The sequence below is a fragment of the Streptomyces sp. NPDC048018 genome, from assembly GCF_043202995.1.
In the GTDB taxonomy this organism is placed as follows: domain Bacteria; phylum Actinomycetota; class Actinomycetes; order Streptomycetales; family Streptomycetaceae; genus Streptomyces.
The window spans coordinates 783605-801272 of the sequence record NZ_JBIDBK010000003.1 but is presented as its reverse complement, the minus strand read 5'-3'; the positions used below and the strand labels follow the sequence as shown (position 1 = coordinate 801272).

The 17668-nt window shown below is 74.7% G+C and carries 15 protein-coding genes; 9 read left to right on the top strand and 6 right to left on the bottom strand.

From position 1 onward, the window contains the following. Window positions 1-102 precede the first annotated feature (102 nt). Window positions 103-606 (top strand): hypothetical protein, encoded by a 504-nt coding sequence (locus tag ACGF1Z_RS14810; RefSeq protein ID WP_393003739.1) that lies wholly within the window; start codon window positions 103-105, stop codon window positions 604-606. Window positions 607-747: 141 nt separating this feature from the next. Continuing rightward, window positions 748-1410 carry an HdeD family acid-resistance protein gene (locus ACGF1Z_RS14805; RefSeq protein WP_393003737.1) on the top strand — a complete coding sequence of 221 codons (663 nt, stop codon included), beginning with the start codon at window positions 748-750 and terminating at the stop codon, window positions 1408-1410. A gap of 223 nt (window positions 1411-1633) precedes the next feature. Here ACGF1Z_RS14805 and ACGF1Z_RS14800 read toward each other — a convergent pair whose 3' ends face one another. Together ACGF1Z_RS14800 and ACGF1Z_RS14795 are read right to left on the bottom strand one after the other, a co-directional pair. Beyond that, window positions 1634-3028: an NAD(P)/FAD-dependent oxidoreductase gene (locus ACGF1Z_RS14800; protein WP_393003735.1), complete on the bottom strand. Its 1395-nt coding sequence runs from the start codon at window positions 3026-3028 to the stop codon at window positions 1634-1636. 293 nt (window positions 3029-3321) lie between these two features. Further along, window positions 3322-4032 carry a TetR/AcrR family transcriptional regulator gene (locus ACGF1Z_RS14795; RefSeq protein ID WP_393003733.1) on the bottom strand — a complete coding sequence of 237 codons (711 nt, stop codon included), beginning with the start codon at window positions 4030-4032 and terminating at the stop codon, window positions 3322-3324. Between the two features lie 121 nt (window positions 4033-4153). Here ACGF1Z_RS14795 and ACGF1Z_RS14790 point away from each other — a divergent pair, with 121 nt between their 5' ends. Continuing rightward, a complete protein-coding gene (locus ACGF1Z_RS14790; RefSeq protein ID WP_393003731.1) occupies window positions 4154-5788 on the top strand; it encodes an amidohydrolase in 1635 nt (544 codons plus the stop codon). 232 nt (window positions 5789-6020) lie between these two features. Here the strand turns inward: ACGF1Z_RS14790 and ACGF1Z_RS14785 are convergent, their stop codons facing one another. Beyond that, entirely contained in the window at window positions 6021-7094 is a 1074-nt protein-coding gene (locus ACGF1Z_RS14785) for a LacI family DNA-binding transcriptional regulator (RefSeq protein WP_393003729.1), read from the bottom strand. A 130-nt stretch (window positions 7095-7224) separates the two neighbouring features. Here ACGF1Z_RS14785 and ACGF1Z_RS14780 point away from each other — a divergent pair, with 130 nt between their 5' ends. The 5 genes from ACGF1Z_RS14780 to ACGF1Z_RS14760 are packed head-to-tail and all read left to right on the top strand — an operon-like array spanning window position 7225 to window position 12525. After that, complete coding sequence (locus tag ACGF1Z_RS14780; RefSeq protein WP_393003727.1) at window positions 7225-8856, top strand: ABC transporter substrate-binding protein; 1632 nt, start codon at window positions 7225-7227, stop codon at window positions 8854-8856. 8 nt (window positions 8857-8864) lie between these two features. Then, window positions 8865-9818: an ABC transporter permease gene (locus ACGF1Z_RS14775; protein WP_393003725.1), complete on the top strand. Its 954-nt coding sequence runs from the start codon at window positions 8865-8867 to the stop codon at window positions 9816-9818. Continuing rightward, the gene (locus tag ACGF1Z_RS14770) at window positions 9815-10705 is read left to right on the top strand and encodes an ABC transporter permease (protein ID WP_393003723.1); all 891 of its coding nucleotides are present in this window, start codon (window positions 9815-9817) and stop codon (window positions 10703-10705) included. The genes ACGF1Z_RS14775 and ACGF1Z_RS14770 overlap by 4 nt, the downstream gene beginning before the upstream one ends. A 3-nt stretch (window positions 10706-10708) precedes the next feature. Further along, window positions 10709-11725, top strand: a complete 1017-nt coding sequence (locus ACGF1Z_RS14765; protein WP_393003721.1) for an ABC transporter ATP-binding protein — start codon at window positions 10709-10711, stop codon at window positions 11723-11725. Next, entirely contained in the window at window positions 11722-12525 is an 804-nt protein-coding gene (locus tag ACGF1Z_RS14760) for an ABC transporter ATP-binding protein (RefSeq protein ID WP_393003719.1), read from the top strand. The genes ACGF1Z_RS14765 and ACGF1Z_RS14760 overlap by 4 nt, the downstream gene beginning before the upstream one ends. Here the strand turns inward: ACGF1Z_RS14760 and abc-f are convergent. The 3 genes from abc-f to ACGF1Z_RS14745 all read right to left on the bottom strand — a co-directional run bounded on the left by abc-f (window position 12511) and on the right by ACGF1Z_RS14745 (window position 16189). Then, a complete protein-coding gene (gene abc-f, locus ACGF1Z_RS14755; RefSeq protein ID WP_393003717.1) occupies window positions 12511-14142 on the bottom strand; it encodes a ribosomal protection-like ABC-F family protein in 1632 nt (543 codons plus the stop codon). The two genes, ACGF1Z_RS14760 and abc-f, sit on opposite strands and share 15 nt — an antisense overlap. Before the next feature lie 373 nt (window positions 14143-14515). Further along, window positions 14516-15337, bottom strand: coding sequence for an SGNH/GDSL hydrolase family protein (locus tag ACGF1Z_RS14750; protein WP_393003715.1), 822 nt, complete (start codon window positions 15335-15337; stop codon window positions 14516-14518). 198 nt (window positions 15338-15535) lie between these two features. Then, window positions 15536-16189: a class I SAM-dependent methyltransferase gene (locus tag ACGF1Z_RS14745; RefSeq protein ID WP_393003713.1), complete on the bottom strand. Its 654-nt coding sequence runs from the start codon at window positions 16187-16189 to the stop codon at window positions 15536-15538. A 537-nt stretch (window positions 16190-16726) separates the two neighbouring features. Here ACGF1Z_RS14745 and ACGF1Z_RS14740 point away from each other — a divergent pair. Further along, the gene (locus ACGF1Z_RS14740) at window positions 16727-17428 is read left to right on the top strand and encodes a VC0807 family protein (RefSeq protein ID WP_393003711.1); all 702 of its coding nucleotides are present in this window, start codon (window positions 16727-16729) and stop codon (window positions 17426-17428) included. Window positions 17429-17668 lie beyond the last annotated feature (240 nt).

The following is a 17668-nucleotide window of genomic DNA, read 5'->3' as shown; positions in this document are numbered from 1 at the left end:
CCTCCGCGGCGGGAGGCGAGGGGCGGCGCACGATGCTGGAATGGGAGCGGCCGCGGCCGCGGGCGCGCGCGCCCGCGGCCCCGTCGGACCTGAGGGAGACCCATGTCGAGCACACGATCCCCCACCTCCGCCCCTGGCCGTGACGCGGACTACTCCGGTGGTGTCTACGGCTCGATGCTCGCCGCCTCCGTGGTCATCGGCGCGGGCACCCTCGGCGACTTCCCGCGCGCGGAACTGGTGGTGCTGCTCCTGCTCACCGGGGTGGTCTTCTGGGCGGCCCACGTGCACGCCGAACTGTTCGGGACGCGGCTGGTGGAACGGAGCGTGGACCGCCGGGCCGTCCTGCACGCCTGCCGGGAGGAGTGGCCGATCGTCAAGGCCGCCGTCCCGCCGGCCCTCGCCGTCGCGATCAGCCCGCTCGTGGGCCTGGACGTCGAGGGAACCCTCTGGCTCGCGGTCTGCGTGGCCGTGGTCGGCCAGATCGGCTGGTCCGTGGCCGCCGCACGGCGGGCCGGTGCCTCCACCCGGCTCATGGCGGTCACCGCTGCGGTCAACCTGCTGCTCGGCATGCTGATCATCTCCTTCAAGATCGTCCTGAAGCACTGACCCGGACCCTCGGCGCCGCTGCCTCACCCGTGGCGGGTGAGGCAGCGGACGGGATCCGGGCGAACGCTCGAAGGGACGGAACTCCGTGCCCGCCCCCGGCCCGCCGTTGGGGAACGGCCCGTCCGTACGAGAGGAGGAGCCATGACCACGCCACGTGATCCGGCGTCCGGTACCGGACCCCGACCGGCGGCCGGCGGGGCGGACCCGTACGGCTCGCCCGACCCCGCGGAGCAGCTGGCCCGCCTGGGCCGTTCCTGGAGCTGGGTCCTGGGCGCGGCGATCGCCACGCTCGTCCCGGGCATCCTGGCCCTGGTCTGGCCGGACGTGACCCTGCACGTGCTGGCCGTGCTCCTCGGCCTGTACCTGCTGGTGATGGGCGGCTTCCGGTTCGTCGCCGTCTTCGGCAGGGAGGAGGCCGGCGAGCGGGTCGCGGGACTGCTGGTGGCCCTGCTGTTCGTCCTGGGCGGGGTGCTGTGCCTGCGCAACCCGCTGCAGACCATCGCCGCGCTCTCGCTGATCGTCGGCGGCGTCTGGCTGGTGTCCGGCATCCTGGGCTTCTACGCGGCCGTCGCCGACAAGGGGATGCCGCACCGGGGCGTCGCCCTGGTGGTCGCCGTCCTCGGCATCACCGCCGGGATCGTCGTCCTCGCCCTCCCCACGGAGTCGGCCCAGGTCCTCACCCGGCTGCTCGGGCTGTGGCTGGTCCTGCTCGGCGTGGCCGAGGCCGTGCTCGCCCTGGCCTGGCGGTCCGCGCTGCGCCGGGCCGGCATTCCCGGCCGGCCGGGCCCCGACGGCCCGGCCTGACGCCGCCGCAGACCCGACGCCGCCGTCACGGCGTCGGAGGAGCGAGCGCCGCCGGCGGGACGCGGCGGAACGTGACGGTCTCGTAGGGGCTGCGCGCTCCGGTCTCGTAGCGTCCGCCGACCGTCCGCGCGTCCACCCGGACCAGGTCCGAGTAGCGTGTCGCCTGGTGAACGGGTAGCGCGCGGCGGGTGCGCCCGCCCCGTGGAGGGCCGGGCGGGCCGGTTCAGCTGTCGAAGCCGAGGCCCGCGCGGTCGAGGGCGCGCAGCCACAGGTTGCGACGGCCCTCGTGCGCGTCGGCGCGGGCGAGCGCCCACCGGGTGAGGCCGATGCCGACGGAGCGCACCGGCTCCGGCGGGAACGGCAGCGGCTTGCGGCGCACCAGGTCGAGCGAGGTGCGCTCGGTGCGTTCCCCGGCGAGCAGGTCGAGCATCACCTGCGCGCCGAAGCGCGTCGCGCCCACGCCGAGACCGGTGTAGCCGGCGGCGTACGCCACCCGGCCGCGGTGGCTGGTGTCGAAGAAGACGCAGAACCGCGTGCTCGTGTCGATCGCGCCGCCCCACGCGTGGCTGAAGCGGAGGCCGGCGAGTTGCGGGAAGGCCGCGAAGAAGTGTCGGGCGAGGGTGGCGAAGGTGGCGGGGCGCTGGTCGCGCTCGGCCCGTACGCCGCCGCCGAAGCGGTACACGGCGTCGAAGCCGCCCCACAGGATGCGGTTGTCGGCGGAGAGCCGGACGTAGTGGAAGCGGTTGGCGCAGTCGGCGAAGCCCTGCCTGTTCCGCCAGCCCACGGAGGCGAGTTGAGCCTCCGTCAACGGCTCGGTCATCAGCGCGTAGTCGTAGACGGGCACGGTGTACGGCCGGTGCCGGCGCAGCAGCGAGGGGTACGCGTTCGTGGCGAGCGCGACGCGCCGGGCGCGCACCCGGCCGTACGGGGTGGTCACCGCGATCCGGGCGCCGTCCTCGGTGAGCGCGGCGCCCGGGGTGTGCTCGTACACCCGCACGTCGAGCTCCTGACAGGCCCGCTTGAGGCCCCAGGCGAGCCGGGCCGGGTTGACCATGGCCACCCCGTCCCTGTTCCAGAGGCCGCCGAGGAAGGTGGGGGAGTCGATCTCGGCGCGTACGGCGGCCTCGTCGAGCAGGGTGACCTCGGCGCCGTACCGGCCGGCGGCCTCGGCCTCCTCCTTCAGTCCGGCCAGCTGGTACGGCTCGGTCGCCACGGTCAGGGAGCCGGTGCGCTCCCAGTCGCAGTCGATTCCGTGCCGCTCGATCGTGGCGCCGATGCCGTGGAGGTTCTCCCGGCCGAGACGCTCCAGCCGTCCGATCTCGCCGGGCCAGCGGGCCAGCCCGTTGCCGAGGCCGTGGGTGAGACTCGCCTCGCAGAAGCCGCCGTTGCGCCCGGAGGCGGCGGCGCCGACCTCGCCCGCCTCGATGAGCACCACATCGGCGGACGGGTCGCGCTCCTTGGCGATGAGCGCGGTCCACAGTCCGCTGTACCCGCCGCCGACGACGAGCAGATCGCAGTCGGTGGGGCCGACGAGGGCCGGCGCGGGGGCGGGCCGGCGGGCGTCGTCCAGCCAGAAGGGGGTGGGCGAGGTGTCCCGGAGCGCGGAGAGGGGGGCCATGGGGCGGGGCTCCTTCGGATCGTGGAGGTAGAGGCCTCCGAAGTGCGCCCATGAGATCCGGCGGAGGGAATTTGCGTCAATGGTGTTGTCGTAAGGGCTCTTGCGGGGGCGCCGCGCGCGGTGGGGAGGGACAGGTGCGCGGCAGGTCGCTCCGCGGTGCGATCACGCCCGGGCTCGGGAGGATGCGGCCGTCGCCGTCGCCGTCGCCGTCGGCGGTGCTGCGGTGGGGTGCGGGAAGGGGAGGGGGCAGGATCGGGACCGGGCGCGGGGGCGGCCGGGGCGACGCGCCCTGGTCAGTGCGTGACGTGCTTCGCCAGGCGCGCACCGACCGCGTCCAGCATCAGCTCCAGCGCGAACGGGTGGCCGCTGTCCCGCATGTCCGCCGCGAGCAGCGGATACGTGGCCGCCACATGCGGGTGGGTGTCGGCCGACAGCTTGCCGTACGCCGCGTGCCAGACCTGCTCGTCGGCCTCGCGGGCCGGCTCCGGCAGGGCCTGCGCGGCCGCGTCGAGCGCGGCGAAGGCCAGCGCCTGGTCCACGAACGCGTGGTAGATCCGTACCGCCTCCGCGTCCGGGAAACCCGCCCGGCGCAGCACCCCGAGGATGGCCTCGACGGCCCGGGTCTCGTGCTCGCGCCCCGTCGTGCGGTGCGCGGCCAGCGCCGCCACCTGCGGGTTCGCCAGGTAGGCGGCGTGGATGCGCAGCGCGATGTCCCGCAGGTCGGCCCGCCAGTCCCCGGTCGCCCGCCAGCCCGCCTGGGCCCGGCCGACCATCTCGTCGGCGAGGGCGAGCAACAGGTCGTCGGTGTTGCGGAAGTAGCGGTAGACCGCGCTGGGGTCGGCGCCCAGGGCCGCCCCCAGGCGGCGTACGGACAGCGCCTCCGCCCCGTGCTGCGCGACCAGGCGCAGCGCGGTCTCGACGATCACCCGCTCGGAGAGCACGGTGCCCTGCTTGGTGGGGCGGCGGCGCTGCCGCCGGTTCTCCGGAACCACTCGTTCGGTCATGCCGGGACCCTACCGGCGGCAGCCTTACGACAACACCCTTGACCTTTTGCGGACGGCGCCTGTTGCATGGCGCACCTCGTACCGGCCCCGAGCCGGGCCCCTCACCTCCAGGAGTACGTACATGAGCACGGCCGACCTGGTCTTCACCGGTGGCCCCGTCTTCACCGGCGACCCCGCCCGCACCCGGGCCACCTCGCTCGCCGTGGTCGGCGAGCGGATCGCCGCCGTCGGTCACGACGAGGTGCGCGAGCTCGTCGGACCCCGCACCGAGGTGGTCGACCTCGCCGGGAAACTGCTGGTCCCCGGCTTCCAGGACGCCCACATCCACGCGGTGTACGGCGGCGTGGAACTCGCCGAGTGCGACCTGAGCGGCACCACCGGCGTCGACGAATACCTCCGGATCATCCGCGAGTTCGCCGCGGCGCACCCCGAGAACGAGTGGATCACCGGCGGCGGCTGGTCCCTGGAGAGCTTCGAAGGCGGCCTGCCCACACGGCAGTTGCTGGACTCGGTCGTCGCCGACCGGCCCGTGTGCCTGGTCAACCGCGACCACCACGGCTCCTGGGCGAACTCCCGGGCCCTGGAACTCGCCGGCATCACCGCCGAGACCCCCGACCCCGCCGACGGGCGCATCGAGCGCGACGCCGACGGCGAGCCGACCGGCGTCCTCCAGGAGGGCGCGGCCGCCCTCGTCTCCCGGATCGTCCCGCCCTGCACGGCGGCCGACCGGCTCGCCGGACTGCTGCGCGCCCAGTCCATGCTGCACTCGCTCGGCATCACCGGCTGGCAGGACGCCCTGCTCGGGGAGTTCGGCGGCAAGCCCGACCCCTCCGACGCCTACGTCACCGCGGCCCAGGACGGCACCCTCACCGCGCGGGTCACCGGGGCGCTCTGGTGGGACCGGCTGCGCGGAGCCGAGCAGATCCCCGACCTCGTCGCCCGGCGCGAGAAGTCGAGTGTCGGGCGGTTCCGCGCCGGCTCGGTGAAGATCATGCAGGACGGCATCGCCGAGAACTTCACCGCCGCCATGACCAGCCCCTACCTCGACGCGTGCGGCTGCGCCACCGCCAACACCGGGATGAGCTTCGTCGACCCGGAGGCGCTCCGCGCCTACGTCACCGAACTCGACGCCCTCGACTTCCAGATCCACTTCCACGCCCTCGGCGACCGCGCCGTGCGCGAGGCGCTGGACGCCGTGGAGGCCGCCGTCGCCGCCAACGGGCGGCGCGGCAACCGGCACCACCTGGCCCACCTCCAGGTCGTGCACCCCGACGACATCGCCCGCTTCGCCCGGCTGGGGGCGCTCGCCAACATCCAGCCGCTGTGGGCCGCGCACGAACCGCAGATGGACGAGCTGACCATCCCCTTCCTCGGGCCCGAGCGCGCCGCCTGGCAGTACCCCTTCGGCGACCTCGTCCGGGCCGGGGCCACCCTGGTCGCGGGCAGCGACTGGCCGGTCAGCAGCCCCGACCCGCTGGCGGGCCTCCACGTCGCCGTCAACCGCGCCGAGCCCGGCGCCACCGACGGCCGGGTCTTCCTGCCCGAACAGCGGCTCGACCTCACGACCGCCCTCGCCGCCTACACGGCGGGCTCCGCCCACGTCAACGGCCACGACGAGGCGGGCAGCCTCCGTCCCGGCCACCTCGCCGACCTCGTCGTCCTCGACCGCGACATCCTGACGGGCCCGCCGGAGCGGATCGCCGAGGCCCGCGTGGAACAGACCTTCGTGGGCGGCGCCCGGGTCCACGCCCTCTGACCCGGCACCGCCTCGCGCCCCCGCCCCGCAGGACGGGGGCGCGCCGGGCACGCGGGGAGTCCGGTCCCTGCCGGGCCCGGACTCCCCGCCCGTCCGCCCGCCCCGCATCCGCCGGGGGCACGCCGGGCCGCGCCGGACGCGGCGGGTCCGGAGATCCGCCCTGCGGGCGCCACCCGGAACCCGCGCCCGGCGGGGCACCGGCCGGCCTTTCCCGCCGTCGTCCGCATCCGACTCACCGACCAGGAGGCCCGCTCTCATGTCCGGACGAGGACCGCACCTGGAGCCGGGCGGTGAGCAGCACACCCGGGGGGGTGCCGCCGCCGCCTTCCAGGGCGGTGACGAGCAGGGAGACGCCCGCCTCGGCGACATCCGCCGGACGCAGGCTCAGGGTGCTGACCGGCGGGTCCGCGTGGGCGGCCGACTCGTCCTCGCTGACGCAGACCACCCGCAGGTCGTCGGGGACGCGGCGGCCCAGCCGGCGTGCCGCGTCCATCACGAGCGGCGGGCTGGCCTCGGCGACCACGAACAGGCCGTCGGTACGCGGTTCGGAGGTGAGGGCCCGTTCGACCGCCCGGACCACGGGGCCGTTGCCGGGTGCGGGAACGAACGTGACGAGTTCTGGCCGGCTCTCCCCGCACCACGCGCGGTACGCGGCGAGCACCTCGCGGTGGAAGCGGGTGGTGCTGTCCGGCAGGACGAGCGCGGTCCGCCGGGCGCCGCCCGCGCGCAGGTGGTCCAGCGACTCCCGGACCGCCGCGCCGACGTCCAGGTCGACCCAGTGCGCGCCCGGCCGGCCGGCGACCGAGGCGTCGCTGAAGACCGGGATGCGGGCGGCGAGGAAGTCCTCCACGAGGGGGTCGTCCTCGACCGGGTCGGCGACGATCACCGCGTCCAGCGCCAGGTCCGCCCACTCCCGCTGCAGTGTTCCGGCGGGAAGCATCACGAGGGCGTACCCGTGCCGGAGCGCGGCGGACGCCGTCGCGCCGGTGAGCCGTGCGAAGTACGGCGAGTCGAGGTACGTCCAGGGCTCGCCGGCGAACTCGCCGACCACGTAGCCGATGAGCCGGGCCCGCCCGGCGCGCAGCTGGCGTGCGGTGGCGTTGGGCCGGTAGCCCATGCGGCGCGCGGTCTCGACGGCCTTCTCCCGCACCGCGGGGGAGAGGCGCCCGGTGCCGTTGAGCGCGGCCGAGACGGTCGTCTTCGACAGGCCGGCCTCGCGGGCCACGTCGACGAGCCGTACCCGCGGCCCGGTGATGCCGCCAGGGGTCCGTCCGGCCTGCCCTCCAGGGCGTTCAGGTGTGGTCACGCCCTGATGCTGCCACCTTGCTGACCATTGCAAAACCGTTCCCGCAAAGCCTTGTGCGGGAACGTTCCCGCATCAATACTCGCTCCAATCCCCAGCGCCCGTCACTACACCCGTAAAGGGGTGGGTCTCCTTGCGCACGCCCAGACTCCTCGCCGCCCTCGCCTGTACCGCCGCCCTCGCCGTAACGGCCTCCGCCTGCTCCGGCGCCTCCCGGCCCACGGGCGCGGACGCCGGCTCGTACACCGTCACGCCGCTCACGCCCGCCGCGAAGCGCGGGCTCCCCCTGATCACCTGGTCGCTGTACGCCGAGCCGTACACCCTCGACTACGCCCAGGCCTACGACTACCCGCCCAACACGGTGCTCGCCAACGTCTGCGAGCAGCTGCTGCGGGTCACCCCCGACCTCAAGGTCGAGCCCGGACTCGCCGTGAAGTGGGCGAACCCCGACCCCCTGGTGTGGGTGTACACCCTGCGTCCCGGCGTCACCTTCCACGACGGCACGGTCATGACCGCCGACGACGTCGTCGCCTCCCTCAAGCGCCAGATGGACCCCGCCACCGGATCGCCCTGGGGATCGGCCTTCAAGAACGTCAGGGCGGTCGAGAAGACCGGGCCCCTCGAGGTCACCCTGCGGCTCACCAAGCCCGACGTCCTCCTCAACGAGCTCATGGCCGCCTCGCCCGGCACCGTCGAGAGCGCCGCCTTCCTCGCCAGGACGGGCAAGGGGTACGGCGTGCCCGGCGGCAAGGTCAACTGCACCGGTCCGTACGCCCTCGACACCTGGCAGCAGGGCGAGTCCATCACCCTCAGGAAGCACCCCGGCTACTGGGACGAGAAGCTGAGGCCCAAGACCGACACCGTCCGCTTCACCTTCGTCGAGGACCCCGCCGCCCGCACCAGCGCCTTCCTCTCCGGCACCGCCGACGGCGGCTACATGGTGCCCTCGTCCTCCTTCGGCCAGCTGCGCACCACCACCAAGGGCAAGCTCTACTTCGGCCCCAACACCGCCACGTCCAACCTCGCCGTCCTCGACTTCAAGGGCACCCTCGGCGACCTCAAGGTCCGCAAGGCCCTCTCCATGGCCCTCGACCGCCCGAACATCATCAAGGCCGCCGCCGGCGGCATCGGCGTCCCCGCCAAGGCCCCCACGGCCCGCGGTGCCTGGGCCCTCCTCCCCGAGCGGACCGAAGGCTACTTCAAGGAACTGGACGAACCCGTCCACGACGTGGCGGGGGCGAAGCGGCTCGTCGAAGAGGCCGGCGCCACCGGCAAGAAGATCACCCTGGTGACCAGCACCCTCGCCCCCGAGATCAGCGTCGTCGCCAACGCCGTCCAGGCCGCCGGCCGCCAGATCGGACTCGACGTGCGGCTCAAGGCCGTCGCCCCCGAGGCCTACAGCAGCATCTTCGTCGACCCGAACGCCCGCAAGGGACTCGATCTGGTCATCACCAGCGGGTACGACAACACCCCCGACCCGCTCGAGTTCTACCAGTACCTGCGCACCGGCGACTTCGGGAACTACGGCAGCTGGTCCGACCCGGTCTACGACTCCGCCTTCGACCGCGCCAACGCCGCCGCCGACCCCGGCGCCCGTTCCGACCTGACGCAGGAACTCCAGCGGATCGCGATGCGCGAGCTCCCGATCATCCCGATCTACGAGGCCCCCTACTCCGTCTTCCTCGGCAGCCGCGTCACCGGCGCGCCCGCGGGCATCGCCCAGCTCTACTACCCCTGGGCCGCGACGATCGGCGCCGCGCGGTGACCGACGGCATGCCCCGCTACCTCCTCGGCAGAGCCGCCGGCCTCCTCGGCGTCCTGCTCGTCACGTCCTTCGTCGTCTTCGCGAGCGTCCACCTCGCCCCCGGCGACCCCGTCGCCTTCCTGCTGCACGGGAGGCCCGCGACCCCCGAGACCGTGACCGCGCTCCGGGCCGAGTACCACCTCGACGACCCTCTGGCCGTGCAGTACGCCAAGTGGCTCGGCGGGGTGCTGCACGGCGACTTCGGCCGCTCCGCCCAGTACCACCAGGACGTCTCCGCGCTGCTCGGCTCCCGTCTCACCGGTACCGTCCTGCTCGTCGGCTACGCCGCCCTGCTCGTCACCGTCGGCGGCATCGCCGCCGGGACACTCGCCGCGCTGCGTCCCGGGCTCGTCGACCGCACCGTGCTCATCGGCACCGGGATCGCCACCGCGACGCCCTCCTTCGTCAGCGCCATCGGGCTCGTGTCCCTCTTCTCGGTGCACCTCGGCTGGTTCCCCGGCCCCGGCGGCACCCCCGAGGGACTCGGCGACCGGCTCTACCACCTGACCCTGCCCGCCTTCGCCCTCGCGACGACCTTCGCCGGACTCCTCGCCCGCGTCACCCGCTCCGCGATGCTCGACGAACTCGGCCGCGAACACGTCGACGTGGCCCGCGCCCGCGGCGTCGCCGGCCGGACCGTGGTCCGCCGGCACGTCCTGCGCAACAGCCTCGGGCCCATCGTCACCGTCGGCGGCACCATGCTCGCCGGACTCCTCGTCACCACGTCCATCGTCGAGACCGCCTTCGACGTCCCCGGCATCGGCTCCCTCCTCGTCCAGGCCGTCAGCGCCCAGGACTTCGCCGTCGTCCAGGCCGTCACCCTCCTCAGCGTCGCGGCCTTCGTCCTCGTCAACCTCCTCGTCGACCTGCTGGCGCCCCTCATCGACCCCCGGCTCACCCTCCACGGGGAAGGCACCTCATGACCCTCACCGCACACCCCGGGGCGGCCGACCCCGCGGTCCCGCTGCGCAGGCGCCCCGGCCTGCGCGGCCTGCGGGCCCTCGGCCAGGGCCCCCTGTTCACGGCCGCCGTACTGCTCCTCGTGGCGCTCGTCGCCGTCGCCGCACTGGCGCCGCTGCTCGCCCCGTACGACCCCGAGGCCATGGACCTGTCCGCCAGCCTGGTCGGCACCGGCGGCGACCACCTCCTCGGCACCGACCAGTCCGGCCGCGACATCCTGTCCCGGCTGCTGCACGGCGCCCGCACCGGACTGCTCGGCCCGCTCCTGGTCGTCGCCGTCTCCACGCTGCTCGGCACCGCCCTCGGCGTGCTCGCCGGCTGGCGCGGCGGCTGGGCCGACGCGGTGCTGTCCCGCTCCATGGACCTGGTCTTCGCCCTCCCCGGCATGCTCCTCGCGATCATGCTGGTGGCCGTGCTGGGCTCCGGCATGACCGCCCCCGTCATCGCCATGTCCGTCGCCTACACCCCGTACGTCGGCCGCCTCGTCCGCGGCATCGCCCGCCAGGAGAAGGCCCGGCCCTACATCGAGTCGTACGTGGTGCAGGGCTGGTCCGGCCGGACCATCTGCCTGCGCCACCTGCTGCCCAACATCGCGCCGACCGTCCTCGCCCAGTCGGCGATGAACTTCGGCTACGGCCTGATGGACCTGGCCGCCCTGTCCTTCCTCGGCTTCGGCGTGCAGCCGCCGACCGCCGACTGGGGTGCCATGATCAACGAGGGGCAGTCGGCGCTCCAGATGGGCGCGATGCTGCCCGCGCTCGCGCCGTCCTTCTGCATCGTCCTCGCCGTCGTGGCGTTCGGCATCGTCGGCGAGGGCATCGCCGACCGGATAGCGAAGCGGGAGCGCTGACGCATGAACGACCTCCGCAACTCCCCGCGGAACCCCGGGCGGTCCGCCGCCGCGGCGCCCGTCCTGGAGATCGACGGGCTCACGCTCCGGCTTCCCGAGGGCCGGGCCGCCCGGCCCCTCCTCGACGGGGTCTCGCTCACCGTCGCCCCCGGCGAGACCGTGGGCCTCGTCGGCGAGTCCGGCTCGGGCAAGTCCGTCGCCTGCCGCACCGTCCTCGGCCTGCTCCCCGCCAAGGCCCGTACGGAAGGCCGGGTCAGCGTCGGCGGACGCGACGTCCTGTCCATGGACCGCACCTCGCTCGCCTCCCTCCGGGCCCGCGAGATCGCCATGGTCTTCCAGGACCCGCGCGCCTCCGTCAACCCGCTGCGCCGCGTCGGGGACTTCGTCACCGAGGGCCTGCGCGCCGCCGGCACCCCCACCGGGCAGGCCACCGCCCGTGCCGAGGAACTCCTCGCCGCCGTCGGCATCCGCGACCCGCGCGGCGCCCTGCGCCGCTACCCCCACGAGTTCTCCGGCGGCATGCTCCAGCGCGTCGTGATCGCCGCCGCCCTGGCCGGCGACCCGGCCCTCGTCGTCGCCGACGAGCCGACCACCGCGCTCGACGTCACCACCCAGGCCGAGATCATCGCGATCCTCACCCGCCTCCAGGCCGAGCGGGGCACCGGACTCCTCTTCGTCACCCACGACCTGGAACTCGCCGCCGCCATCTGCGACCGGGTGTACGTCATGTACGCGGGCCGGATCGTCGAGACCCGCTCCACCGCCGAGCTCTTCGACCGCCCGCGCCACCCCTACACCGCGGGCCTCCTCTCCTGCACCCCGCGCATCGACCCCGACGCCCCCGCGCCGCGCCCCATCGAGGGCCGCCCCGTCTCCGTCGCCGAGGCGCCGCCCGGCTGCGCCTTCGCCGCCCGCTGCGCGCACGCCCAGCCGCGCTGCACCGAGCAGGTGCCCGCGCTCACCGCGCACGGCGACGGGCTCGCCGCCTGCCACCGCGCCGACGAAGGGATCCTCCAGTGACCACGCCCCCCGGGCTCGTCGTCGCCGGACTCCGCAAGGAGTACGGCGACCACACCGCCGTCGACGACGTGTCGTTCACCCTCGCCCCCGGCTCCTCCCTCGGCATCGTGGGCGAGTCCGGCAGCGGAAAGACCACCACCGTACGCATGCTCGTCGGCCTCGAACGCGCCGACGCCGGCACGGTCACGCTCGACGGCCGGGACCGTTCGGCCCGCCCCCGAGGCCGGGCCGAACGGCTCGCCCGGGCACGCGAGATCCAGATGGTGTTCCAGGACCCGTACCTCTCCCTCGACCCCCGGATCACGGTCGGCGGCTGCGTCGACGAGGTGCTCCGGCTGCACTTCCGGCTCACCCCAGCCGCCCGCGAGGCCCGGGTCGCCGAACTCCTCGACCAGGTCGGCCTCGGCCCGCGGGAGGCGGCCGCGCTGCCCCGCGGCCTGTCCGGCGGCCAGCGCCAGCGCGTGGCCATCGCCCGGGCACTCGCCGCCGAACCGCGGATCCTGGTCCTCGACGAGGCCGTCGCGGCCCTGGACGTCTCCATCCAGGCCCAGATCCTCGAACTCCTCGCCGGGATCCGCCGCGAGGCCGGTGTCGCCTTCCTCTTCGTCACCCACGACCTCGGGGTGGTCCGCCACATCACCGACGAGCTCGTGGTGCTGCGGCACGGCGCGGTCGTGGAGGCGGGTCCGACGGCGAGGGTCCTCGGCGCGCCCGAACACCCCTACACCCGGCTGCTGCTGGACTCCGTCCCGCGGCGGGGCTGGGACCCCGCGCGGATCGCGCGGTCAGCGGGCGTCTGAGACGGCGCGGCCGCCGCGAAGCTCCAGACGGGCCCCGCCGAACGCCGCACGGAACCGCTCGTCGTGGGAGACCGCCACGACCGCGCCCGCGAACCCGGCCAGCGCGGCCTCCAGTTCCTCGATCAGGGACAGGGCCAGGTGGTTGGTCGGTTCGTCGAGGACGAGGAGGTCCACCGGCCGCGCCACCAGGCGGGCCAGCTCCAGGCGCCGCCGCTGCCCGACCGACAGCGCCCGCACCGGCACGCCCAGGTCCTCGTCACGGAACAGCCCGAGGGCGAGCAACTCCGCCGCGTGCTCGTCGGGCGGCCCCGGCCGGCCCTGCGCGTAGGCCGTGAGCAGCGGCTCGGCCGCGGCGACGGCGGGCAGCTCCTGCGCGAGGTGCCCCACGCGCGCCGGAAGGAGCACCTTGCCGCCGTCGGGCTCGATCTCGCCCGCCAGCACCCCCAACAGGGTGGACTTCCCGGCCCCGTTGGGTCCTGACACGAGAAGCCGGTCGCCGGGGGAGAGGCGCAGCCCGTCCAAGGCGAGCCGATTCCCGACGGTGACGTCACGGAGCTCGGCAGCGGCTCCCGCATCGCCCTCGCCGGTGCTGAAGTGGGCCCGGAAGCACAGGGGTTCGGGCGGCGCCGGCACCGGACGGGCCCGGAGCTCGGCCAGCCGGGTCCGGGCCGCCCTCACCTGACCGGAGAGCTTGTTCTCGCTGGAGCGCCGGTGCTTCCCGAAGCCCTGGCCCGGATCCCGGCCGGTGGCGGCGAGCCGCTGTCCCGCCGCGGCCACCAGCTCTTCCGTACGGGCGAGTTCGTCGCACCACTCCTGGTGCTCCTGCGTCTGCCGCCGTCGGGCGGCGGCCTTGGCCGTGCGGTATCCGGCCCAGCCGTCCCCGTAGCGCGTGACCGTACGGGTGTCCCGGTCGACCTCCAGGATCGTGGTGGCGGTGGCCTCGAGGAACGCCCGGTCGTGGGTGACCGCGACGACGGTGCCACGGTGTCCCCGCAGCCGCTCCTGGAGCCAGCGCACCGCGTCCCGGTCGAGGTGGTTGGTCGGCTCGTCGAGCAGCAGCAGCTCCGCACCGGACGCCAGGACGCAGGCGAGCGCGAGCCGCGAGCGCTCCCCGCCCGACAGGGTGCCGATGCGGCGGTCGTGGCGGAGGTGGCCCAGACCGAGCCCGTGCAGCGCGGCGGCCACGTCGGCATCGGCCCGATAGCCGCCGCGCTCCTCGAAGCGCTCCAGCAGGGCGCCGTACGCGAGGAGCCGGGCGTCGGACGCATCGCCGAGCCGCTTCTCCGCCTCCCGCAACTCCTGCTCCATCGCGCGGAGTTCGGCGAGCGCGGCGTCGACGGTGTCCCGCACGGTGTGCCCCGGCCCGACGGCGTACGTCAGCTCCAGGGTCTGGGCGAGCCGGGCCACGCCCCCGGGGAAGCGGACGGTCACCTCACCGCCGTCGGGTGCCTCCGCCCCCGCGATCAGCCGCAGCAGCGTGGACTTGCCGGAGCCGTTCTCGCCGACGACGGCGGCGCGCTCACCGGGGCGGACGGTGAAGGAGACCTGGTCGAGGACCTGGCGGTCCCCGTACGAGTGAGTGACCTGGTGCAGCGTGAGCTGGGCGCGATCGCGCATGGGAGTCCTTGGGACGGGTTCGACTGATCCGGACGTGCGCGGACACCGGCGCCCCCGAACCGCTCAGCGGTCCGGGCCGTCGTGTCCGTGGCCGGAATCAGAGAAAGAAGTAATGCGAACCCATACGCCCGACGGTAACAGCGCCGCCCCGGGGTCCGCCCGCGAATTTCCGTCCCGCAGCCGGAACCCTGGGCGGTGCCCCGCACCGACACGGCCCGCCGCCCACCCGGCGGACCGGCCGCGCGCCACCGTGCAGCGCGGCCGAGGCCGACGCGCCGGCCCACGGGCACGCCCTGTCCCGCCCTCGGCTCCGCTGTCGTGATCACGCCGAGATCGCCGGGGGACCGGCGAGTCTCCCCGGCCGCCGCTCCGCTCAGACAGGCGTCACCGGCAGCAGTTCGGGCCGCTTGGCCGTACGGCCGTCGCCGGACGAGCGGCCGCGCAGGCGGCGGCCCAGCCAGGGGCCGAGGAAGGCGCCCGCCCAGGCCACCTCCACACCCACCGCGAGCAGTCCGCCGGCCGGCCGCACACCCCTCGGCGGCAGCGGGAGCGACCAGGAGCCGTCGCTGCCCGGCAGCCCCAGGGCCTCGGCGACGGCGGCGGCGATCCGGGCGTGGCCGAGCGGGCCGGCGTGCAGCCGGTCCCGGCTCCACAGCCGGGGGTCGGTGACGACCGGGTGGTGGCCGGTCTCGACGACGGTCACGCCGTGCCGGCGTCCGGCCTCCCGGATGCGCTCGTTCATCGCCGCGATCCGGGACGCGACCGGCCGGGCCGCGGGGATCATGCGGGTGAGATCGGGAAACGTCAGGGTGGCGACGTGGGCCCCCTGCCCGGCGAGGGCGGCGAACATCGCCTCCAGGTGTCCGGCGGTCTCGTCGGCGTCGAAGCGCGGGCGCAGCAGGTCGTTGACGCCGGCGACGACCGTGGCGAGATCGGGCTGCAGGGCGAGGGCCGGTCCGAGCTGTTCCGCCCGCACCTGGCCGGCGAGCCGTCCCCGTACGGCCAGGTTGGCGTAGCGGAGCTGCGGGCTCGACCGTGCGACCAGCTCGGCGAGCCGGTCGGCCCAGCCGCGCAGGCCGTGCGCGTCGTCGCCGTCCCCGACGCCTTCCGTCTGGCTGTCGCCGAGGGCGACATAGCGCAGGTACGGGGTGGCGGGAGCCCCCGCCCGCTCCGCCGGTCCACTCGCCTCGCTCACAAGCCCCACCCTTGTCACTCGCATGCTCCATTATTCGCATTGTTGAGTATAGGTGGGAGATCGGGGCTGCTCGGCGGGGCCCGGCCGCGTTCCGGGGCCGCCCGGCCCTCGGTCGGGGCGCGATCGGGTCCGTGCCCGCGCGCCCCGCGTACGCCTCCTCCGCTGGCGGGCGGCGCCGGGTGTCGGCCGTCGCGGGGGTCAGCCGGCGGCCGGCGCCGTCATCGTCACGCGCCAGAGACGCCGGGGCAGGGCGCCCTCCTCGAAGGCGTGCACCTCCCGGAGGGTCCAGCCCTCGGCGAGGCGGTCGACCAGTTCGCGCGAGAAGAAGTGGACCGCGAAACCGCCGTGCTCGTAGACGTCGTCGCCGTGCGACACGCCCGTCCCGAAGTGGGCGTCACCGGTGTGCCGGACCGTGTAGACGAAGGTGCCGCCGGGGCGAAGGGCCCGGCGCACCTCCGCCACCAGCTGCTCGATGCGCCGCGTCGACAGGTCCATGCACAGCAGCATGTGGGCGAAGACCGCGTCTGTGCACCCGGGCCCGAACGGCAGCGGCTCTCGTACGTCCACGACCTGCGTCGCGACCCGGGTGCCGAGCCCCGCGGCCTCGGCACTGCCGGCGAGCCGGGTCAGCCCCGCCTGGCTGAAGTCGGTGGCGCGCACCGTGAACCCGCGGCGGGCGAAGTACAGCGCGTCCCGCCCGTGCCCGGCACCCAGTTCCAGGAGGTCCCGGGCGCCGGCCCGGGCGAAGACGCCGGCCGCGTGGAGCGCCGGGGCGGAGGGCTCGGCCCCGTACATCTCGGGGTGCGCCTCGTACGTGCGCTGCCAGTGCTCCCGCTGCGCGTCCTGAGCCATCGGCCTGGTCGTCCTTCGGTCGTGCCTGCCCGGAACCGGCAGGGTAGCCCGACGTGGACCGGGCCGGGGGGACCCGGCTGGACGACGACCGCGAGCCGGTGCTCAGGAAGGGCCGAGGGGCGAACCGCTCCGCCTGCGACCCGCGCCGTCGGTCGGGCTCGCGCCCGTCATCGGGACGCTGGTCGCCGCCGGCGGGATGATCCCCCTCGTGGAGAACCGGGCCGGCCCCTTCGCGCCACCGCCCGGCCCCACCTGGCGCCCTCCACCGGATGCCTGCCCTCGGCCCGTGGGGCCTCGGCGCCCTCGCCCGCGGTCGCGTCTCGTGAGGCACACGCGGCCTCCGACCGGCTCGACGGCGCTCCGCGTGCGTCGGTCCGGGGGCGCCGCGTGCCGGGATGCGCAGATGGTCCGGGTGCATCCGGAATGGCATGCTCCGGACAGCTTGAAGATCATTTTGGCCGGACGCACCTTGTGACGCCCCGTCGGCGGCCCTAGCGTGCCGATGCCGCACCGATCTGCAACGACCCAGGGGGACCCATGTCAGCACCACAGGTGCAACCCGCAGCGCCGGCCCGCTCCGGGGCCGCCACCGCCATCGGCTGGACGCTCACCGTCGGCCTCAACATCGTGGCGCCCATCGTCACCTTCGGAGCGCTCACCGACCGTGGCTGGAGCGACGCCACCGCGCTGCTCGTCAGCGGCGTCTGGCCGGTTCTCGACACCGTGATCCACCTCGTCTGGCACCGCAAGATGGACGACTTCGCCATCGTCTCGATCTTCTTCATCGCCCTCACGGCCGTCGTCTCGCTCGTCGGCGCGGACTCCACCCGGGCCCTGCTCGTCAAGGACTCGGTCGTGACCGGCCTCTTCGGCGTGCTCTGTCTCGCCACCCTGTTCGCACCCCGGCCGCTGATGTTCTACTTCGGACGCCGCTTCGCCACCGACGGCACCGCCGCGAGCCACGACTGGTGGAACGGCCTGTGGCAGTACGAGGGCTTCCGGTCCACGATGCGCCTCATGACGATCGTCTGGGGCGTCGGCTACCTCGCCGAGGCCGTGGTCCGCATCGTCCTCTCCTACGTGCTGTCCGTCGGCACGATGGTCGTCGTCAACCCGTTCCTGATCTACGGCACCCTCGGCGTGCTCGTCCTGTGGACCATCCGCACCGGCAAGCGCTCCCGTGCGGAGGGCGAGGCCAGGGCGGCGGCCGCGGCTCGCGCGGCCGGCGCGCCGGCCTGAGCCACCGCGCTCCGGACCACGGGGGCACCGGCCACACGGGCGGGGGTCGTGTCCTGCGGGGCCGGACCCCCGCACCGGCACGGTCCGGTGCGGGGCCCCGGCCCGCCGCCGACCCGGCGGTGCGGACGGCGGCGGCCAGGCCCGCGCCGTAACGGCCGGTTCTGCGGAAGCCGGGCCCTGCGCCGTGACGGCCGGTTCTGCGGAAGCCGCGGCCCTGCGCCGTAACGGGGCCGGAAGCAC